Annotated in this window: 17 protein-coding genes; 12 read left to right on the top strand and 5 right to left on the bottom strand. The window is 64.2% G+C overall.

The window, feature by feature from the left end; translation table 11 throughout:
• Positions 1-32 precede the first annotated feature (32 nt).
• The 9 genes from GYH26_RS12875 (at position 33) to GYH26_RS12835 (ending at position 13,272) form a co-directional block, all read left to right on the top strand.
• On the top strand, positions 33-2,081 hold the full coding sequence (locus GYH26_RS12875) for a chitobiase/beta-hexosaminidase C-terminal domain-containing protein (RefSeq protein WP_161541996.1): 2,049 nt from the start codon (positions 33-35) through the stop codon (positions 2,079-2,081).
• Positions 2,082-2,149: 68 nt separating this feature from the next.
• Positions 2,150-3,562 (top strand): glycoside hydrolase family 28 protein, encoded by a 1,413-nt coding sequence (locus GYH26_RS12870; protein ID WP_161541995.1) that lies wholly within the window; start codon positions 2,150-2,152, stop codon positions 3,560-3,562.
• Positions 3,559-5,028, top strand: coding sequence for a right-handed parallel beta-helix repeat-containing protein (locus GYH26_RS12865; RefSeq protein WP_161541994.1), 1,470 nt, complete (start codon positions 3,559-3,561; stop codon positions 5,026-5,028). The genes GYH26_RS12870 and GYH26_RS12865 overlap by 4 nt, the downstream gene beginning before the upstream one ends.
• Positions 5,029-5,116: 88 nt before the next feature.
• Positions 5,117-5,884, top strand: a complete 768-nt coding sequence (gene kduD, locus GYH26_RS12860) for a 2-dehydro-3-deoxy-D-gluconate 5-dehydrogenase KduD (protein ID WP_054683443.1) — start codon at positions 5,117-5,119, stop codon at positions 5,882-5,884.
• Positions 5,885-6,001: 117 nt separating this feature from the next.
• Positions 6,002-7,657: a sodium:solute symporter gene (locus tag GYH26_RS12855; RefSeq protein ID WP_161541993.1), complete on the top strand. Its 1,656-nt coding sequence runs from the start codon at positions 6,002-6,004 to the stop codon at positions 7,655-7,657.
• 393 nt (positions 7,658-8,050) lie between these two features.
• Positions 8,051-9,049 carry a porin gene (locus tag GYH26_RS12850; protein WP_242006426.1) on the top strand — a complete coding sequence of 333 codons (999 nt, stop codon included), beginning with the start codon at positions 8,051-8,053 and terminating at the stop codon, positions 9,047-9,049.
• 230 nt (positions 9,050-9,279) lie between these two features.
• Complete coding sequence (asnB, locus tag GYH26_RS12845) at positions 9,280-10,944, top strand: asparagine synthase (glutamine-hydrolyzing) (protein ID WP_161541991.1); 1,665 nt, start codon at positions 9,280-9,282, stop codon at positions 10,942-10,944.
• 20 nt (positions 10,945-10,964) lie between these two features.
• Positions 10,965-11,630, top strand: coding sequence for a cysteine hydrolase family protein (locus tag GYH26_RS12840; RefSeq protein WP_161541990.1), 666 nt, complete (start codon positions 10,965-10,967; stop codon positions 11,628-11,630).
• 49 nt (positions 11,631-11,679) lie between these two features.
• Positions 11,680-13,272, top strand: coding sequence for a sodium:solute symporter (locus tag GYH26_RS12835; RefSeq protein WP_161541989.1), 1,593 nt, complete (start codon positions 11,680-11,682; stop codon positions 13,270-13,272).
• Here the strand turns inward: GYH26_RS12835 and GYH26_RS15370 are convergent.
• Both GYH26_RS15370 and GYH26_RS12830 read right to left on the bottom strand, forming a co-directional pair.
• Positions 13,248-13,370 carry a hypothetical protein gene (locus GYH26_RS15370; protein WP_262886183.1) on the bottom strand — a complete coding sequence of 41 codons (123 nt, stop codon included), beginning with the start codon at positions 13,368-13,370 and terminating at the stop codon, positions 13,248-13,250. The genes GYH26_RS12835 and GYH26_RS15370 overlap by 25 nt on opposite strands.
• Before the next feature lie 104 nt (positions 13,371-13,474).
• Positions 13,475-14,257, bottom strand: a complete 783-nt coding sequence (locus tag GYH26_RS12830; protein ID WP_161541988.1) for a VOC family protein — start codon at positions 14,255-14,257, stop codon at positions 13,475-13,477.
• A gap of 126 nt (positions 14,258-14,383) precedes the next feature.
• Here GYH26_RS12830 and GYH26_RS12825 point away from each other — a divergent pair, with 126 nt between their 5' ends.
• A complete protein-coding gene (locus GYH26_RS12825) occupies positions 14,384-15,445 on the top strand; it encodes an HAF repeat-containing protein (RefSeq protein WP_242006424.1) in 1,062 nt (353 codons plus the stop codon).
• Here the strand turns inward: GYH26_RS12825 and GYH26_RS12820 are convergent.
• The 3 genes from GYH26_RS12820 to GYH26_RS12810 form a co-directional block, all read right to left on the bottom strand.
• A complete protein-coding gene (locus tag GYH26_RS12820) occupies positions 15,429-16,496 on the bottom strand; it encodes an LLM class flavin-dependent oxidoreductase (protein WP_161541986.1) in 1,068 nt (355 codons plus the stop codon). The two genes, GYH26_RS12825 and GYH26_RS12820, sit on opposite strands and share 17 nt — an antisense overlap.
• 166 nt (positions 16,497-16,662) lie before the next feature.
• Positions 16,663-17,547 carry an SDR family oxidoreductase gene (locus GYH26_RS12815; protein ID WP_161541985.1) on the bottom strand — a complete coding sequence of 295 codons (885 nt, stop codon included), beginning with the start codon at positions 17,545-17,547 and terminating at the stop codon, positions 16,663-16,665.
• Positions 17,548-17,631: 84 nt separating this feature from the next.
• On the bottom strand, positions 17,632-17,997 hold the full coding sequence (locus tag GYH26_RS12810; RefSeq protein WP_161541984.1) for a DoxX family protein: 366 nt from the start codon (positions 17,995-17,997) through the stop codon (positions 17,632-17,634).
• A 107-nt stretch (positions 17,998-18,104) separates the two neighbouring features.
• On the opposite strand from GYH26_RS12810, the gene GYH26_RS12805 reads away from it, so the two are divergent.
• Positions 18,105-18,425 carry a winged helix-turn-helix transcriptional regulator gene (locus GYH26_RS12805; protein ID WP_161541983.1) on the top strand — a complete coding sequence of 107 codons (321 nt, stop codon included), beginning with the start codon at positions 18,105-18,107 and terminating at the stop codon, positions 18,423-18,425.
• Between the two features lie 59 nt (positions 18,426-18,484).
• A complete protein-coding gene (locus GYH26_RS12800; RefSeq protein WP_161541982.1) occupies positions 18,485-19,402 on the top strand; it encodes an AAA family ATPase in 918 nt (305 codons plus the stop codon).
• Positions 19,403-19,405: the final 3 nt, after the last annotated feature.

Genomic DNA, 19,405 nt, shown 5'->3' with positions numbered 1-19,405 from the left:
GACGCCCCTTTTTTACCTTTTCGGAAATGCCCATGAAGGGGGCCATTGCGTGGGGACTCGGGCTGCTGCTTCTGGTGGCCGGACCGAATGCACGGGCGCAGGTGCCGGCCGCCGTTCCGGCCTTTCCCGGCGCGGAAGGATTCGGCATGTTTACGCCCGGCGGACGCGGCGGGCGGGTCTATCTGGTCACGACGCTGGCCGACTACGGCGCCGACGAGCCGCCGATTCCGGGCAGCCTTCGGGCGGCCGTCGAGGCCGAGGGGCCGCGTATCGTGGTGTTCCGCGTCGCGGGCTACATCGACCTGAAGCGTCCGCTCGTCGTCAGCCACCCCTACCTGACCATTGCGGGCCAGACGGCCCCGGGCGAGGGCGTCACCATCCGACGCTACGGCCTGGAAATCGACGCGCCGCACGTGGTCATTCGCTACCTGCGCGTGCGGCCCGGCGACGTGGCCCGCATCGAACAGGACGCCATCAACGTACGGGCCAGCTACGTGGTGATCGACCACTGCTCCGTGAGCTGGGCCACCGACGAGGTGCTGAGCGTGAGCGGCCGTGCCTCGGAGGTGACCATCCAGTGGTGTCTGATCGCCGAGAGTCTGAACCGTTCCGTGCACCACAAGGGCGCCCACGGCTACGGCTCGCTGTTTTCCTCGGGCGGCCGCATCAGCGTCCACCACACGATCTACGCGTTCCACGAAAGCCGCAACCCGCGCCCCAAGGATGTGCTGCTGGACTTTCGCAACAACCTGATCTACGGCTTTGGCGACCGGGCCGGCTACAGCCGAAACGACCTGACGCGCATGAACTATGTGGGTAACTACATCTACCCGCTGGCCTACAGTCGCCACGCCCGGTGGGCTTTTCTGCTGGAGGGTACGAATACCCGGATTTTTCTGAAAGACAATGTGCTCCGGCTGGACGATCGCCTGCTCCGTCCCGACTGGGGACTGATTCGTCCCCCCGACGGCTGGACGGCCGAGGCCATCGAGGCGCGTGCCCGTGTGCCGTTGCCCTTCCCGGCGCCGTCCGTGCAGACCGTGCCGGCCGAAGCGGTCCCGGCCCTGCTGCTGGCCGAAGCGGGGGCCACGCGACCCCGCCGCGACGCCGTCGATCGCCGCATTGTGGAGCTGATCCGCCGGGGCGAGGGGCATCTGATCGACTCCCAGGAAGAGGTGGGCGGCTGGCCGCCGCTCGTAACGGCCCCGCCTCCGCCGGATGCCGACCTCGACGGCATGCCGGACGTCTGGGAAGTACAGTACGGGCTGAACCCTGACGATTCCTCTGATGCGGCGGGCGACCTTGACGGCGACGGCTATACGAACATCGAGGAGTACCTGAACGACACCGATCCCGCACGTCCGGAACGCTGGGTAGCGCCGCCCGTGATTCGGCCGGATCCTCTGGCTGCTCCACCGGACACCACCCTGACGATCACGTTGCACGGAGCGCACGGACCGATCCACTACACCGTGGACGGCCGCGAGCCCACGGCGGCTGATCCGCGCTACAGTGGACCGTTCACGGTACGCCGGCCGGCACATGTGCGGGTGCGGGTGGTGGCGGCGGACGACGCGACGCTGACCACCAGTGCGTTCGCCTTCTACGAAGCGCCCGAGGTGCTGGCCGCGCAGCACCCGAACGGACCGTTGCGGCCGGGGTTGCTGGTGCGACGGTACCGCGCGGCCGACTGGGACGAATCGCCGCCCATCGAGACGCTCCCGCCGGTGGCGACCGACACGATCGGCCGCCTGGATCTGACGCTGTGGGGCGACGAGCCGGGGACGGCGCTCTGGTTCGAGGGCTACCTGCAGGTGCCCGAGACCGGCCGCTATCGGTTCTTCCTCGAGGCCGACCCGCGCAGTCGGCTCTGGATCGATGGCCAGGTGGTGGCCCACGGCCGCGCGCCGGAGGCCGGTCCGTTCACGGCGGTGCTGGCGGCCGGCTGGCATCACGTGCGCCTGCTGCTGTTGCGCGAATGGGACCTGTCGCCGGTGCAGGTGCGCTGGGCCGGTCCCGGCCGACCCTGGCAGTCGCTGACAGAAGCCGCCTTTTTTGTGAAAGCAGCCTCTTCCTACTGAAGGGCTACCCCGGAAGCCATTGGCACTGTATTTTTGAACGCAGGCAACGTAACCGTTAAAGTAGCGCCATGAAGATCGAAACGCGTCTCCCGCGTCGCCGCTTTCTGGAGCTGGCGGCCGCCGGCACGGGCGGTCTGCTCCTGTGGCCGGGGCGGCTGCTGGACGGCCCCGAAGGCTGGGCTCTGGTGCCCGAGATCCTCGCCCACATCCGGCCGCCCGTCTTTCCGGAGCGCGACTTTGTGCTGACCCGCTACGGTGCCGTCGGCGACGGACGCACCGACTGCACCGACGCGTTTCGCCAGGCCATCGCGGCCTGTCACCGGGCCGGCGGCGGGCGCGTCGTGGTGCCCCGGGGCACGTTCCTGACCGGACCGATCCACCTGGCCTCGAACGTCAACCTGCACCTGGATGACGGCGCCACCGTGCGCTTCAAGCAGGATCCGGCCGCCTACCTGCCCGTCGTCTTCACGCGCTGGGAGGGCGTCGAGGGCATGAACTATTCGCCCTTCATCTATGCGTTCGGGCAGGAAAACGTGGCCGTCACCGGCGGCGGGGTGCTCGACGGTCAGGCCGACGAAAACCACTGGTGGCCCTGGAAAGGGCGCAAAGAATACGGCTGGCGGGAAGGCATGCCCACGCAGGATGAAGCGCGCCGCCGCCTGTTCGAGATGGCCGAGGCCGGTGTGCCGCCCGAGCAGCGCGTCATGGGCGAAGGGTCGTACCTTCGGCCGAACTTCATCCAGTTCTACCGGTGCCGGAATGTGCTCATCGAAGGGGTGACGATTATCAACTCGCCCATGTGGGAGATTCATCCGGTGCTGTGCGAGAACGTGACGGTGCGGGGCGTGACGGTGCGCAGCCACGGGCCCAACAACGACGGCTGCAATCCCGAGTCCTGTCGCTACGTGCTCATCGAAGACTGTCTGTTCGACACGGGCGACGACTGCATTGCGATCAAGTCGGGCCGCAACGCCGACGGGCGGCGGGTGAACGTGCCGAGCGCCTACATCGTCATTCGCAACTGCAAAATGCGGGACGGGCATGGCGGGGTGGTCATCGGGAGTGAGATTTCCGGCGGGGCGCATCACATCTACGCGGAGCGGTGCGAGATGAGCAGCCCGAACCTGGACCGGGCGCTGCGTATCAAGACGAACTCGGTGCGGGGCGGGCTCATCGAGCACATCTACATGCGGGAGGTGGAGGTGGGACAGGTGGCCGACGCCGTCATCCGCGTCAACTTTTACTACGAGGAGGGCGACGCCGGGCCGTTCGATCCGATCGTTCGGCACATCGAAGTGCGCAACCTGACCAGCCGGCAGAGTCCCTACGCGCTCTACCTGCGCGGGTATGCGCGCTCGCCCATTCGCGACGTGCGCCTGATCGACTGCACGTTCGACGGGGTCGAGAAGAACCTGACCGAGCACGTGGACGGCCTTTATCTCCAGAACGTTCGCATCAACGGAAAACGGATCGATTCATGAAGCAGTACATACTGGGCGTGTTGCTCCTGAGCTGGGCTGCGGTGGCCTATGGCCAGCGCGCCTATTTTGTAGCGCCCGACGGCAACGATACCACCGGCGATGGCAGCAAGACGGCGCCGTGGGCCACGTTGAACTATGCCATTGCGCGCGTGACCGCCGGCGATACGATTTACCTGCGCGGTGGACAGTACAACTGGACCAGCCGGGTCAACATCAACAATGCAGGCACCCCGGAGGCCTACATCTACATCTGGGCCTACCCGGGCGAAACACCCGTGCTCAACTTCGAGGGAAATCCCGACGAAGGCATCCGGCTGCGGGGCTGGTACGTGCACATCAAAGGGCTGGTGGTGCAGCGGGCGGGCGACAACGGCATTCGCATCAACGGCTCCTACAACATCATCGAACAGGTCGTTGTGCGCGAAAACGGCGACTCGGGGTTGCAGCTCGACAATGGCGCCGCACACAATCTGATTCTGAACGTGGACTCCTATCGCAATTACGACGCGGCCAATCACGGTGAGAATGCCGATGGCTTTGCGGCCAAATTCGGGCTGGGGCCGGGCAACGTGTTCCGAGGGTGCCGCTCCTTCGAAAACAGCGACGACGGATTCGACTTCTGGGAGGCCGGCGAGGGCGTGCGCGTCGAGGATAGCTGGTCGTTCGACAACGGCTACAACCGCTGGAACGATCCGAGCTTCGAGGGCGACTCGAACGGGTTCAAGCTGGGGCATGGCGAAGGCGCCCATGTGCTCATCCGCAATCTGGCCTGGGGCCACCGGGCGCACGGCTTCGATGTAAACGGCAACCAGACGGGCGTCACGCTCTACAACAACACGGCCTATCGAAACCTCGGGCGCAACTTCTACTTCGACGAGCACAACAGCGCCCACGTGCTGCGCAACAACCTGTCGGTCGAGGGCCGGGAGCTGATTTACCCCGAGATCGACGACGCCTACAACAACTGGAATCTGGGCATTCTGCCCACATCGGACGATTTTCTCAGCCTCGACACCACGGGCGTGCGCGGGCCCCGGCAGCCCGACGGCAGCCTGCCCCGACTCGACTTTCTGCGGCTGGCCGAGGGGAGCCGCCTGATCGACGCCGGGATCGACGTGGGGCTTCCTTTTGTGGGGGCGGCGCCGGACCTGGGCGCCTACGAATTCGGGTTGACCACGTCGGTGGCCTCGCAGCGGCCCGTGGCGTTCCGATTGCTTGCGCCCTACCCGAATCCGTTCCGGCAGGCCGTGCGGGTGCGTTTCGAGCTGGCCTCGGCGGCCATGGTGTCGCTGAGCGTCTGGGACCTGACCGGGCGACGGGTGGCGGTGCTGCTTGAGGCGCCGCAGCACGCCGGGGTGCACGAAGTGCGCTGGGAGCCGCTGGTCGGACTGGCGGCCGGGCTGTATCTGCTCGTGCTGGAAGCCGACGGCTACCGGGCGCGACAACCGCTGGTGTATGTGCGTTGAGACGGCGACCCATGCGCGACTCTTCGGATCGGACAGGCACGGGCTACTATCGGAATTTGAAATGGAAATGGAAAAACAGACAGCCGCTATGAAAGGACTCGAGTTGTTTTCACTGGAAGGCAAAAGGGCACTGGTGACCGGAGCCAGTCGGGGACTCGGACGCGCCATGGCCGAGGCGCTGGCGCGGGCCGGTGCCGACGTGGTGTGTGCCAGCAGTCAACTCAGCGGCACCGACGAGACGGCCGCCGTCATCCGGGCGCTGGGACGGCAGGCCTGGCAGGTGGCCGCCGACTTTTCGGACCGGACCGAACTGGAGCGCATGGCCCGGGAGGCCGAGGAAAAAGCCGGACAGATCGACATCCTGGTGAACAACGCCGGCACGATCCGGCGCTATCCGGCAGCCGAATATCCGCTGGAAGCCTGGGATGAAGTGCTGCGTGTGAACCTGGACGCCGTGTTTTTCCTGTGCCAGTACTTCGGCCGCAAGATGATTGCGCGACGCGCGGGCAAGATTATCAACGTGGCCTCGCTGCTGTCGTTTTCCGGTGGAATTCTGGTGCCCGCCTACACGGCCAGCAAACACGGCGTGGCCGGACTCACGAAGGCGCTCGCCAACGAGTGGGCCCGCTACAACGTCCAGGTCAATGCCATCGCACCGGGCTACTTTGCCACCGACAACACGCGGGCGCTGCGCGAAGACCCCGTGCGCTCGCAGGAGATCCTTTCGCGCATTCCGGCCGGACGCTGGGGCGAGCCACCCGATCTGGCCGGCGCCGTGATCTTTCTGGCCTCGAGCGCCAGCGACTACGTGAACGGCCACATCCTCGTGGTCGACGGCGGCTGGATGGCGCGCTGAGACTTCGACAAAAAAAAACGACCGGAGCGCTTCCGAAAGGGCTGGCGAAATCGAACAGAATTTCCGATCTTTGGGCGCGACGGGTGTTAGCGCTTTCATTTTCGGAAGTCAAACGCCATGCCTTCGTTTGAATTTGCCTGGCTCGATCTGGCCGCCGTCGGCCTCTACGTGGTCTTCATCGTCTGGCTGGGGCTCTACCTGGCCCGCCGCATGGAAACGGCCGACGACTACTTCCTGGCCGGTCGCTCGCTCACCTGGTGGCTGATCGGCTTTTCACTGTTCGCCTCGAACGTGTCCTCCAGTACGCTGCTGGGACTGGCCTCGAGCGCCTACGGCACGGGCATCTCGGTCTACAACTACGAGTGGATGGCCACGCTCGTGCTCATCTTTTTCGTGATCTTCATCCTGCCGTTCTACCTGCGCACGCGCATCTATACGATCCCGGAGTTTCTGGAGCGGCGCTTCGACGGGCGCGCCCGCGTGTACTTTTCCGGACTGCTCATCCTGCTCAACATCATGGTGGACACGGCCGGTGCGCTGTACGCCGGGGCGCTGGTCGTGCAGATTCTCTACCCACAGGTGCCCATGTGGCTGGCGGTGGCCGTGCTCGGTCTGCTGGCCGGGCTCTACACGGTGGCGGGCGGCCTGAAGGCCGTCGTCTACACCGACGCCGTGCAGGCCGTGCTGCTGTTGCTGGGGGCGGTGCTGGTGGCCGTGCTCTCGTTCAAGGCGGTGGGCTCCTGGGACGTGGTAACGGCGCAGATTCCGGAGAGCGATCTGAGCATCATCCGTCCGGCCGACGATCCGGTGCTGCCGTGGCCGGGGCTGGTGACGGGGGTCTTTATACTGGGCTTCTATTTCTGGTGCACGAACCAGTTCATGGTGCAGCGTGTGCTGGGCGCGCGCGACCTGAACCACGGCCGCTGGGGCTCGCTCTTTGCCGGACTGCTGAAGCTGCCCGTGCTGTTCATCATGGTGCTGCCGGGCATCTTCGCCCGTATCCTGTACCCGCCCGAGCAGTTTCCGGCGCTGGCGGCCAACACGGACCTGGTCTTCCCGACGCTCTTGTTCGATCTGCTTCCGGTGGGTGTCCGCGGCATCGTGATCACGGCGCTGGTGGCCGCCATCATGTCGAGCGTCGACTCGACGCTGAACTCGGCCTCGACGCTCGTCACGATGGACTTCATCCGGCGCTTCAAACGTCGGGACAGCCACGAGCTGGTCGGAGCCGGGCGCTGGGTGACGGCGGTCTTCATGGCGCTGGCCATTCTCTGGGCGCCGCAGATCGTGCGCTTCCCGAATCTGTGGACCTACCTGCAGGCCATGCTGGCCTATCTGGCGCCGCCGGTGGTGGCCTGCTTCCTGGTGGGCATCTTCTGGAAACGGGCCACGCGCAGCAGTGCCTTTGTCGGGCTGGTGGTGGGGCATCTGGCCGCTGTAGTGTTTCTGGGGCTGAACCTGACGGATCGGCTCATCGTGCAGACGGGACCGCTTTCGCCCGAGCAGCAGGCGCTGGTGGCCGCCGGTGTGCCCGTGCTGCACTTTCTCTACCTGCCGCCCATTCTGCTGGCGATCAGCGTGATCGCCATGGTCGTGGTCAGCCTGCTGCAGCCGCCACCTGCGCCCGAGGAGGTGGAAGGGTTGACCTGGTCGCCGGAATTCTTCCGCCAGGAGTCCCGTGAGCTGGCCGGCCTGCCCTGGTACCAGAACTACCGCATCCAGGCGCTGGGCCTGCTTGTGCTCATTGCGTGGATTCTGATCTGGTTCCGGTAAGGGGACTTACCCGGGGCGTGATCCGGCGGCTGCGGCAGGGCGGACGCAGCTTGCAGCTCGGGGAAGAAAACAGGGCATAGAATTTCGCGCGCATGTACTATAGGAACGCTGATTTACCGATGCATGAGGATCCACCTCCCGTGTAGCGGATGTGATCTGGCGGGCATGATAGGGCGGGCACAGTGGTCCGCCCCTACGGGATAGGGGAAACATCAAGGATTGGTAGGGGCGCACCGCCGTGTGCGCCCGTGCTTTCTCACGTGCACTATGATTTTCTGGAAATCGTATACCATGATGCCGGAGCGCAGAATTTGGTCGAAGTTAACAAAAGATTACGTTTTGATTATGTAACATGCGGCCGCTCTGTGCGCAATGCCAACCGGATCGATCCGTATGCGTTACGTATCGGGACTGCTTCTGGCGTGCCTGCTATGGCCGGCCGTCGTCTTCGGACAGGGGCGCATCAGCGGCCTGGCGTTTGGCGATTTCTATTACATCGCCAGCCATCACGACGAGGCGCTGAAGGATCAGAATGGTTTCTGGTTTCGCCGGATTTATTTCACCTATGATCACGACTTGGGCGACGACTTTGCCTTCCGATTGCGGCTCGAAATGAATTCGCCTGGTAATTTTACGGCGGGTGACGCCGTTCCTTTCGTGAAGGATGCCTACCTGCGCTGGCGGTTCAGTGATCGGCACGAGCTCTATCTGGGCATTTCGCCATCGGCCCTGTTCAATCTGATCGAATCGGTCTGGGGCTATCGCCCCGTGGAAAAGGCGCCGTCCGACCTGCAGCGGCTGGGCTCTTCGCGCGAATTCGGCGTGGCGCTTCGAGGCGAGCTGACCGGCGACGGCGTGGTACGCTATCATGCCACGTTTGGCAATGGCGAAGGGACCCGGTCGGAGGGCTACCGTGGAAAGAAACTGGCGCTGGCGTTGCAGTTCTTTCCGAACGAAGCCTTCGTGGTGGAGGGATATGTGGATTATGCCCGTACGGCTGCGAATGCCGTGACCACCACCTGGCATGGCTTCGGGGCCTACCGGACCGAGGCGCTCCGTGTCGGACTGGTCTACGAGGCGCAGCAGGTCGACGTGGAACGGGGCCGGGATCGTACCCTGCGCTACGTGTCGGGTTTTGTTGTGGGGCGGGCCGGTGAGAAGGTGAACCTGTTCGGGCGGGTCGATCGCCTGCTGGATCCGAACCCGAAGGGTTCGTCGATCGCCTACATTCCGTTTGCCACCACCTCGAAAGCCACGCTCTGGATTGCCGGGCTGGATCTGGCAATGAACGATCGGGTCCACTTTATGCCCAACATCGAGCTGGTTACCTACGATGCGGACGCGCTGGATACCGATGTGTACCTGCGCTGGACGTTTTATGTAACCTTCTGAAAGTCAGATCTTTCATTGCCAAAATAGTCCAATTCGAAACATTCGATAGCCGTTATTCATAACCATATCCGTTCGGATCCTATCTGAATGGCCTTACGAGGCAACTGATGCTTGCGGACGGTTACTATTTCGGGCTTGCGCGTCGTCCTCCGCCCGCGTTACTGATCTTCTAATCCGCGGGAAAGGAAGAACCTATCTGATTCTCGAAGTAACCGTTACGCCAGATTGCCATGTGCTCGATTGTTGGCTGTGTAGCCTCGGAGTCGTCCTCTATTGAAGAAACCCTGTTCTTGCTGCAACACACGCGTCATCGTGGTCCGGATGCAGTGGGCCTGTATGCCGATGGGGAGGTGATTCAGGATGTGCGGTTGGAAGGACTGGCCGCCCGTGTGCAGGGACGACAGGCCCGCGTCAGTCTGGGGCATTGTCGGCTGGAAATTGTCGGGGGGCCAGCCGCGCGCCAGCCGATGGCCAGCTGTGACGGGCGGTTGCGGCTCATCCATAATGGTGAAATCTACAATTATCAGGAGCTGCGGGCGCTGCTGAAGGGGCATCGTCTGCAGACCCGGAGTGATAGCGAGGTACTGGTTCACCTGATCGAATGCTATTACAGGGGAGATCTGGCCGAGGCAGTACAGGCTGCGCTGCCACTGCTCGATGGCATGTATGCCTTTGCGGTAACGGATGGGCAGGCGGTCGTAGTGGCCCGTGATCCCTTCGGGAAGAAGCCGGTCTATTTCACGCCTACCTGGCCGGTGCGTTTTGCTTCGGAAGCCAAGGCACTGGTCGCGCACACGTCGTCCGTCCTGCGGTTGCCGCCCGGGCATCTGCTGGTCATCCAGGAGAACGAAGTGCAGGTGCGGCCGGGGGTAGCGCTGGAGCGCCCGCCCATCAACCTGCGAGAGGAGAGCGAGGCCCTGGAGGCCTATGCCGATGCATTCGATCAGGCGATTGCCAAACGCACGATTGGCCAGCGGCGGGTGGCCGTATTGCTTTCCGGCGGAGTGGACAGCACGTTGCTGGCCAAGGCGCTGGTGGATCGGGGCCTGGAGGTGACCGGCTACTGCGTGGGGCAGCCCGAGGCTTCGGACGTGCAGTTGGTGAAACGGCTGGCGCGCACGCTGGGACTATCGGTGCGCGTGACGGAACTGACGCCCGAGCTGGTGGCCGCCGAACTGCCGGAGATCATCCGGGCGATCGAAATGAACGGTCCGGTCCAGGTCGGAGCGGCCATTCCGATGTATCTGGCTACGAAGGCCGCCGCCCGGGATGGTCATCGCGTGCTTTATTCCGGACAGGCGGCTGACGAATTGTTTGCCGGCTACGACTGGTATCGTGAGGTGCTACAGCGCGAAGGCCCACTGGCCCTGCATGCCCGGCTCTGGGAGGACATTGATGCGCTATATGTCGACACGCTCGAGCGCGAGGATCGTACCTCGATGGCGCACAGTGTCGAGCTGCGCGCCCCCTTCCTGGATCGCGATCTGCTGCGGGTAGCCATGCGGATGGATCCGCGGCTGAAGTTACCGGACGCCAGGGCCGAAGGGAAGTGGATACACCGGCGGCTGGCGGCGAGCCGTGGTGTGCCGGAATGGATTGCTTTTGGAGCCAAGGTGCGAGCCCAGGATGGGGCCTCTGTGGGCGACGTGCTGGAGGAGGTCGCCCGGCGAAACCTGCGTAGTGCGTTGCCCGGCAAGCGGGAAATGTTGTGCGACTATGGCAGCAACTATCGCTACGGCGTCGATCCGGACAGCAGTCCGGCCATTGCCGGTCTGCTCTATCAGGTGACGCGGACGCATCGCATTGCGATTCCCCGCGTGCAGGATGCCCGGCCTGGCTCGGTGCCGCTTACGCGCGATCGGAAGGCCAGGGTTGTCGCCCTGACCGCCAATTGATCAAAGAAAAAGAAAATGCCATGCAGACCTATTCGCTACGTCCCGCCCTGGTGATTGTCGATATGCAGAACTGTTTTATAGCCGAGGGGGGCTCGTTCCACAAGCTGGGATACCGGCGGGATCATTATCAGCAGATTGTTCCGGCCGTGCAGGAGGCGTATCGACGGGCTCGGGCGCTTCGCATGCCGGTTATTTTTTCCAAAGCCGTTCGCGAACGCTCGGGCATCGATCTGCTCGATCGCGTGCACCGCATCCTTCCTCCCAAGCGACTGGAGCGCATTCGCCGCGCGCACATTGCCATCCGGGATACCTGGGATGCCGATATTATCGAAGCACTGCAGCCGGCTCCGGATGATCTGATCGTGGAAAAGCGTCGGGACTCAATCTTTCAGGATACCGAGCTGGAACTCTGGCTGCGTGCGATGCGGGTGGATACCCTGGTATTTACCGGGATCGATACGGCCATCTGCGTGGAGTCTTCCCTGCGGGATGCCTTCAATCGGGGCTACGATGTTGTCCTTCTGGCCGATGCGACGGCGTCGCGGGAGCACGATTTTTACGAAACGACGCTGCGTGAGGTGCAGGATAATTTCGGGCTGGTGCTGCAGGTGTCCCAGTTTTTTGATCGGCTGGAGCGCCAGCGCAATGGACGTTTTCTGTTGCAACGGCCATCAATCCTTGCATAGGAGACGCGGGGATCCTGTTTTCGGCTGAACCAACCGAACGTCCTGCCCCATGATTACCATCCTGGATTACCTTATCATCGGGGGATATTTCCTGGGATTGGTACTGTTCTCCTACATGATCGGGCGCCGATATGCCGGGCGCGCCGATTATTTCCTGGGTGGACGCCGCATGCCGGCCTGGGCAATCGGGGCTTCAATGATGGCCACACAGGCCGGCGTGATCAGCATGATCAGTGCACCGGCCTTTGTGGCGTTGCGGCCGGGAGGGGGACTCCAGTGGTTGCAGTACGAGTTTGCCGTACCACTGGCCATGATTCTGGTGATGGCCGTACTGGCTCGGACGTTCCATCGGGCCAATGTGATTACGGTTTATGAATACCTGGAGCGCCGCTTCGGAGCCGGAACGCGCCTGGCTTTTAGCGCGATCTTTCAGATCAGTCGGGGACTGGCCACGGGGGTCAGCATTTACGCAGCGGCCATTCTGCTCTCGACGATTCTGGGGACATCGCTGGCGGTGGCCATTCTGCTGGTGGGTGGGATCTCGTTGCTCTACACGACCATGGGGGGCATTGCGGCCGACGTATGGAGCGACGTTGTACAGTTGTTTGTCCTGTGGATTGGCATTTTTATCGTGCTGGGCTATGTGATTCACTATGGAGGCGGTTGGGAAAATCTGCTTCCGCTCATTCCCGACGAACGGGTACACGCCCTGAACTGGGCGCATGGCCTGGGCGACGGCGCTACGTTCGGCTTCTGGCCCATGGTGCTGGGTGGATTCTTTCTCTACAGTTCCTACTACGGCTGTGATCAGAGCCAGATTCAACGGGTACTCTCGACGCCTTCGATTGAAACGGCCCGGCGTGCGTTGTTCATCAACGGTATCGGGCGTTTTCCGCTGGTGCTCTCCTACATTCTGGTCGGGTTTTTCTTTGCAGGGTTTCTGAAAGCGGTCCCCGAATTTGCGGCGCTGGTTCCGCCCGAGCATCCGGACTACATGATTCCGGTTTTCATCAAGCACTATGTGCCGACGGGCATCACGGGTGTGCTGCTGGCCGCCATGTTCGCTGCAGTCATGTCAAGCATTGACTCGGCGTTCAACTCGCTGGCGGCGGCCACCGTGCAGGATATCTACGCGCGCTACGTACGGCCCGAAGCGAGCGATCGGCATTATCTGAATATCTCCCGCCTGATGACCGTGGTCTGGGGCCTGCTCTGCACCGGTTTTGCCTTTCTGGCCGGTGGACTGGCACCGACCGTCATCGAGGGCATCAACAAAATTGGCTCGGTCTTCTACGGCCCCATACTGGCCGCTTTCCTGCTGGCTATTCTGAGCCGACGGGCCACCGGGGCCGGCGTGATCGCCGGGTTGCTGGCCGGCGTGGGCATGAACCTGGTGCTCTGGCTGCGCTTCGAGGCCGAGGTGTCCTGGCTCTGGTGGAATGCGATTGGCTGTATCGTAACGCTGGGAGTCGCAGTACTGCAGGGACGCCGGGTCTCCCCGGCCGAGGAGGAACCGATCGGCCGTGAGCTGTGGCGGGAGCTTCGCCGTAACGCGCCTACCTACGGAACACTGACGGCCTATTTTGTGCTCATCGTGTTGATTTCATGGGCGCTGGGTCATTTGGGACGCTGGCTTACCTGAACGGAAACAAGCGTTCCGTATGAAGCCCGGGCCGCCTCGCGCTGGAGCGCCTCGTAGGCCAGGCGGGTAGCCTTCGGGTCGGCACCCGTGGTGACCATTGCTGCATGGCCACGGACGGCTTCGGTCGCGAACGGCTGGGAGCAGTCGGATGGAAGATTGATCCTGAAGACCTGCCCGACACTCCTGCCAGTGCGGCTGAAGGCTACGCGCCGGCGGTCCGGACATACACGGTGACGCCGGCCGGATCCTGCAGCGTGGGCGGGAGCGTGCAGGCTATTTCTTCCGGGACCTGCAGCGCGTAAGCCAGCAGGCCGGTTGCATGGTCCGGCGCACGGCGTCCGCGCGCCCAGATGTTGGCGCCGATGTGGTGGTGATAGCCGTCGTAGGCGAAGAAGCGGGCGCCGGGATAGGTGCGCAGCGTTACGGTCATCCCCAGCCGGCCGGCAAAGAACCGCTCGGCTTCGTCCAGGTCGGGCACGTGCAGGTGCAGGTGTCCGATGCGCACGTCCGGAGGGAGCGGGGCCGGTCGGGCGCCGCGCAGCAGCGCTTCGAGGTCCAGCGGTTCGGTCACCATGAGCGGGCCCCGGCGCGGCCACAGCTCGGGCGGCCGGTCCGCATACAGCTCCAGCCCGTTCCCTTCCGGATCCCGGAAGTAAAGCGCTTCGGAGACGGCATGGTCGGCTGCCCCTTCGAAAAAGACATTCCGGGCCAGCAGCCGTGCGGCCACCGCCGCCAGAGCAGTCCGATCAGGCAGTAAGAGCGCAAAGTGGTAGAGCCCGATCGTAGGCCAGGGACGCAGCGGGGCCGAGGGGTCGGCGATCAGCTCCAGCGTGAACGCGCCGCTTTCCGGCGCCAGCACGAGCCGATCGGTGCCGGATTCCTGTAGCGGCAGCCCCAGCAGTTCATGGTAAAAAACGCGCTGCGTGCTCAGGTCGCGCACGCGCAGCGTCAGCGCGCGAATGCGCGACGGAAAGGTTGCATGCATGGTGTTCATTCTTGTATGTTTTACAGCCCCACCGAAAAAGTCGCTAAAGTTTTCCAAAAGGCCGCCGATACCTGTAAGGGGCATCTCGGCCTTTCGATGGCTGTAAACAAACCGGAAGTATCTATCATGAAACGTCTGACGTGGCTCTGGCTGGCTTTTCTGGGCTTTGCCTGGTGGATCGGGAGTGCGGCATATGCGCAGTCCTTTACCTGGGTAGATCTGAAGGAAACCGAAGTGCACCGGCTGACGGGCGTCTCGGCCAACGGGGCGGTGGTCGTGGGCGTTGCCCGTGACGAGCAGGGGCGCAGCCGGGCGTTCCGGTGGTCGGTGTGGGAAGGACGTCAGGATCTGGGTACGCTGGGCGGCGTGCGGAGCCAGGCGCTGGCCGTGTCGGGTGACGGACGCGTCGTGGTGGGCATGGCCGAAAACGGCCATGGCCATACGCGGGCGTTTCGGTGGACGGTCGAGGCCGGCATGGCGGATCTGGGCACGCTGGGCGGCTCGGAAAGCGAAGCCATGGCCGTCTCGGCCAGCGGTCAGGTGGTCGTGGGCACGGCAGAAGATGGCTACGGACGCTTCCGGGCCTTCCGATGGACGCCGGAAGGTGGCATGGCGGATCTGGGGACGCTGGGCGGCTCGGAAAGCGAGGCGCTGGCTGTCTCGGCCGACGGGCGCGTCGTGGTGGGCATGGCCGAAGACGAACGCGGACAGCGTCGGGCGTTTCGCTGGACGCCGGAAGGCGGCATGGAGGACCTGGGGACGCTGGGCGGCAACTGGAGCCAGGCGCTGGCCGTCTCGGCCGATGGACGCGTCGTGGTAGGCATGGCCGAAGATGCCCGGGGCCGTCGCCGGGCCTTCCGCTGGACGGCCGAAACCGGCATGGAGGACCTGGGCACACTGGGCGGCTGGGACAGCAAGGCCGTCTGGGTCTCCGAGGACGGGACGGTTATTGTCGGCGTCGCTCAGGACAAAGAAGGCGTCTGGCATACCTTCCACTGGCAGGAAGGCAAGATGCGTCGGCTGAAGAAAGTTTACGACGGCCTGCTCTCGCGCGGCTCCACGTTCTGGGGAGCTCCCGTGGTCTCGTACAACGGCCGCTACCTGGCCGGTACCGGCTATAACGCCTCGCACAATCGCGTCGAGGTCTTCCTGCTGGACGCGGCCGGGCTGCTCATGGCGATGAACTGATCTCGGACGAGGCGGCCGCCCGCCGGCGTGCAATCTCCCGGCGCACGACGGGCGCGACCTTCGTGCCCAGCAGTTCAATCGCATGCAGCACCTTCCGATGGGGCAGCGTGCCCACCGTGAGCTGCAGCAGAAACCGATCGTGCCCGAACAGCTCGTACTGGAAAAGTATTTTTTCGATCACTTCCTGCGGACTCCCCACGAAGTTGGCCCCGCGTAGCGTGCAGGAAGCCTCGAACTGCTCCCGGGTCATGGGCGGCCAGCCACGCTCGCGGCCGATCCTGTCCATCTGCAGCTTGAAGGCCGGAAAAGCCGTGTCGCGTGCTTCCTGCGAGGTGTCGGCCAGAAAGCCATGTGAATTGATGCTCACCCGGGGCGTATGGCCGGCCTGACGGGCCGTCTGGCGATACAGCTCGACCAGGGGCACGAAGCGCTCGGGCAGTCCACCGATGATCCCCAGGGCCATGGGCAGGCCCAGCCGACCGGCCCGCACCGCCGAGGCCGGTGTGCCGCCCACCGCGATCCAGACCGGCAGCGGGTTCTGAATGGGACGGGGATAGACGCCCAGTCCGGGAATCGGGTGCGTAAAACGGCCGCCCGGCCAGGTGACATGCTCCGATTCCCGAAGGCGGAGCAGCAGGGCCAGCTTCTCTTCGAAGAGCGCGTCGTAGTCGTTTAGATCGTAACCGAAGAGCGGGAACGACTCGATGAACGAGCCTCGCCCGACCATGATCTCGGCCCGTCCGTCGGAGATGAGATCCAGCGTGGCAAACTGCTGAAAGACGCGGATCGGATCGTCCGAGCTCAGCACGTTCACCGCGCTGGTGAGCCGGATGCGTCGCGTGCGCGCGGCGGCCGCCGCCAGCACCACGGCCGGCGCCGAGACGATATAGTCCGGCCGGTGGTGCTCCCCGACGCCGAACACGTCCAGCCCTACCTGGTCGGCCAGCTCGATCTCTTCCAGCAACCGCCGCATGCGCTCGGCCGGCGAAATGAGCCGACCGGTCTCCGGATCGATCGTACGTTCGCCAAAGCTGTACAGTCCGATTTCCATGATAACGGAGTCGCCTGGTGACCTGTGCTCAGAACTACTGGATTTCAGCTCCTGGCCTGCGTCGGGGCACCTCGACCCATCGCGTTCGCCTTCGCTCAATGCGGACATGAACGCCCGGGTCGATGACCCGGGCGTTCGAAAAATTCCGGGCAATGGTCGCGACGGCTCATCCGGCCGGTTGCAGGGCCGCCCGCTGCGCCTCGAGCGCCTGACGCACGGTCAGCGGCGCCCGACCGGTCACCTCCTGCACGACCGACGTGACCAGGTCGAAAGCGCCCTGCGCCACGCCCTGATACATCGACGTCATGGCGTCGATGACGAAGTCGGGCAGGCCGGCGGCCGCCATGGCCTGACGGTAGGCTTCCGGCGAGACCGGCTCGTAGCGGACCGGCCGCCCGCTCAGTTCCGACAGGATCGCGGCCGCCTCGGCATAACCGAGCGCCTCCGGCCCCGTCACCTCGTAGATTTTGCCTTCGTGAGCCGGGTCGAGCAGGACGGCCGCCGCCATCCGGGCGCAGTCCTCGCGGGCCACGAACCCGACGCGCCCGTCGTCGGCCGGAAGTTGCAACACGCCGGTCTGGAGCGCCACCGGCGCCACCATGAGCAGCGTCTCGGCGTAGAGGTTGTTGCGCAGGAGCGTCCAGGCCAGGCCGCTTTCACGGAGCGCCGCCTCGGTCTCCGCGTGATCGCGCATGAAGCTCACCGGGTTGGTGTCGGCGCGCGTGGCCGAGGTATAGGCCACATAGCGCACCCCTGCTTTTCGGGCGGCTTCGATGGCCTGGCGGTGCAACCTGACCCGCGCTCCGGGATGCAGGTCGTCGGTGCTGATCAATAGCAGCCGCTCGACACCCTCCAGCGCCCGGGTCAGTTCGTCCGACCGTGCGAAGTCGCCCGCGCCGACCGAGACGCCCCGCGCTGCCAGGTCGGCGATCTTCTCCGGGTGGCGCGTCAGTGCCCGGATCCGTTCGGCCGATACGTTTTCCAGCAACAGTTCCACCACGCGACGGCCCAGATGACCGCTTGCGCCGGTTACACCGATGATTCCAGCCATGGTATGCTCCGGTTTTTGGAAAGATTGAAAAACAGGCGCGCAGCGTGCGCGCCCGGGCTTTTTATCGTGCTTTTCCGAAGCGCATCAGCTCCAGAAGTACAGCAGCAGCAGGACCGCGCCCAGCAGGCCGAGATTCTTGAAGAAGTTCACCTGCTCGCCCATGCGCTGCATGGGATCCTGCACGGTCCAGAAGTTGTGCATCCAGGGCGTCACGAACACCAGAAAGATGACCAGCAGCCACAGGCCGAGCCGTACGTACAGGCCGGTCAGCACGGCCAGGCCGCCGGCCAGCAGCATCAGACCCGTCACGATGACGGCCAGCTTGGGCGCCGGCACCTTCTTGGCGGCCGCATACGGCGCCATCTGGTTCAGCATGATGAAGTGGTTGAGCCCGCTCAGGATGAAGTAGCCGCCGAACAGAATGCGTCCGATCCAGAACACGACTTCCATAGGGCACCCTCCAGTTAGTTATTTGTTTCAACAAATAAACGCCTGTTGCTTTGAAAAGTCAAGTGCTTTAGCTTGTAAAGTGTGTAACAAAGTGTTAACGTGTTGTGATGAACGGAGAAGAGCGGTTCTGTCCGGTCTATGCGGCGATCGAGCTGCTGCAGGAGAAATGGACGCTGCACATCATCCGGGCGCTGCTGGAGGCGCCCCGGGGCTTCAACGAGCTGGCGCGGGCCATTGGCGGGTGCAACTCGGCCACGCTGGCCCAACGACTGGAGCGGCTCGTGGAGCTGGGAGTGATCGAAAAGGAAGTGACCTCGCACATGCCGCCCCGCACGCGCTACAGCCTGACCGAAGCCGGCCGCGCGCTGGAAGGCGTGGTGCAGGCCATCGAGGCCTGGGGTCGGCGCTACCTGCAGGTGCCGGGCTGACGGGAAACGTTCGCGCCGCAGCCGCGTGTCCTTTGCGCTGAAGTCAGACGGAGGAGCCGATGTCGGACGGGATGTTTCCGGAGTCGATCGAGGCGGTGCAGCAGGCGCTGGCCGCGCACGACTACGTGGCCGAGCGGAGTCTGGCCACGACGATCTTTCTGGCGCTGCGGATGCGGCGCCCGCTCTTTCTGGAGGGCGAGCCGGGCGTCGGCAAGACGGAGGTGGCCAAGGTGCTGGCCCGTATGCTACGGGTGCCGCTCATCCGCCTGCAGTGCTACGAGGGGCTCGACGTGCACACGGCCGTCTACGAGTGGAACTATGCCCGCCAGCTGCTCGAAATCCGGCTGGCCGAGGCGAGCGGTCAGGTCGATCGCAACCGGCTGCTGGCCGAAATCTTCAGTCCGGACTTTCTGATCGCGCGGCCGCTGCTGCAGGCCGTGCAGCAGAGCCGGGACGGGCAGGCGCCCGTGCTGCTCATTGACGAACTGGACCGCAGCGACGAAGAATTCGAGGCGTTTCTGCTGGAGTTGCTCTCGGATTTTCAGATCTCGATTCCCGAGCTGGGCACCGTCCGCGCCGAGGTGCCGCCGGTCGTCGTGATCACGTCGAACCGCACGCGCGAAATTCACGACGCGCTCAAGCGCCGGTGTCTTTACTACTGGGTCGAATATCCGTCGTTTGAGAAGGAGCTGGCGATCGTGCGGCGGCGCGTGCCCGGTCTGGCCGAGCAGCTGGCCCGTCAGGTGGTGGCTTTCGTGCAGGCACTTCGGCAGGAGGATCTGTACAAGCCGCCGGGCGTGGCCGAGACGCTCGACTGGGCCGAGGCGCTGCTGGCGCTGGATCGCAGCGAGCTGGACGCGGCGACGGTATCGGAAACGCTCGGTGCCCTGCTCAAATACCGGGACGACGTGGAGCTGGTGCAGCGGCCGGAAGTGCAGACGCGCCTGCTGGAGACGGCACGCACCCGGGGAACCTGAGCC

Source organism: Rhodothermus marinus, from assembly GCF_009936275.1.
Classification (GTDB): Bacteria; Bacteroidota; Rhodothermia; order Rhodothermales; family Rhodothermaceae; genus Rhodothermus; species Rhodothermus marinus_A.
This window is presented reverse-complemented; position numbering and strand designations above follow the sequence as displayed.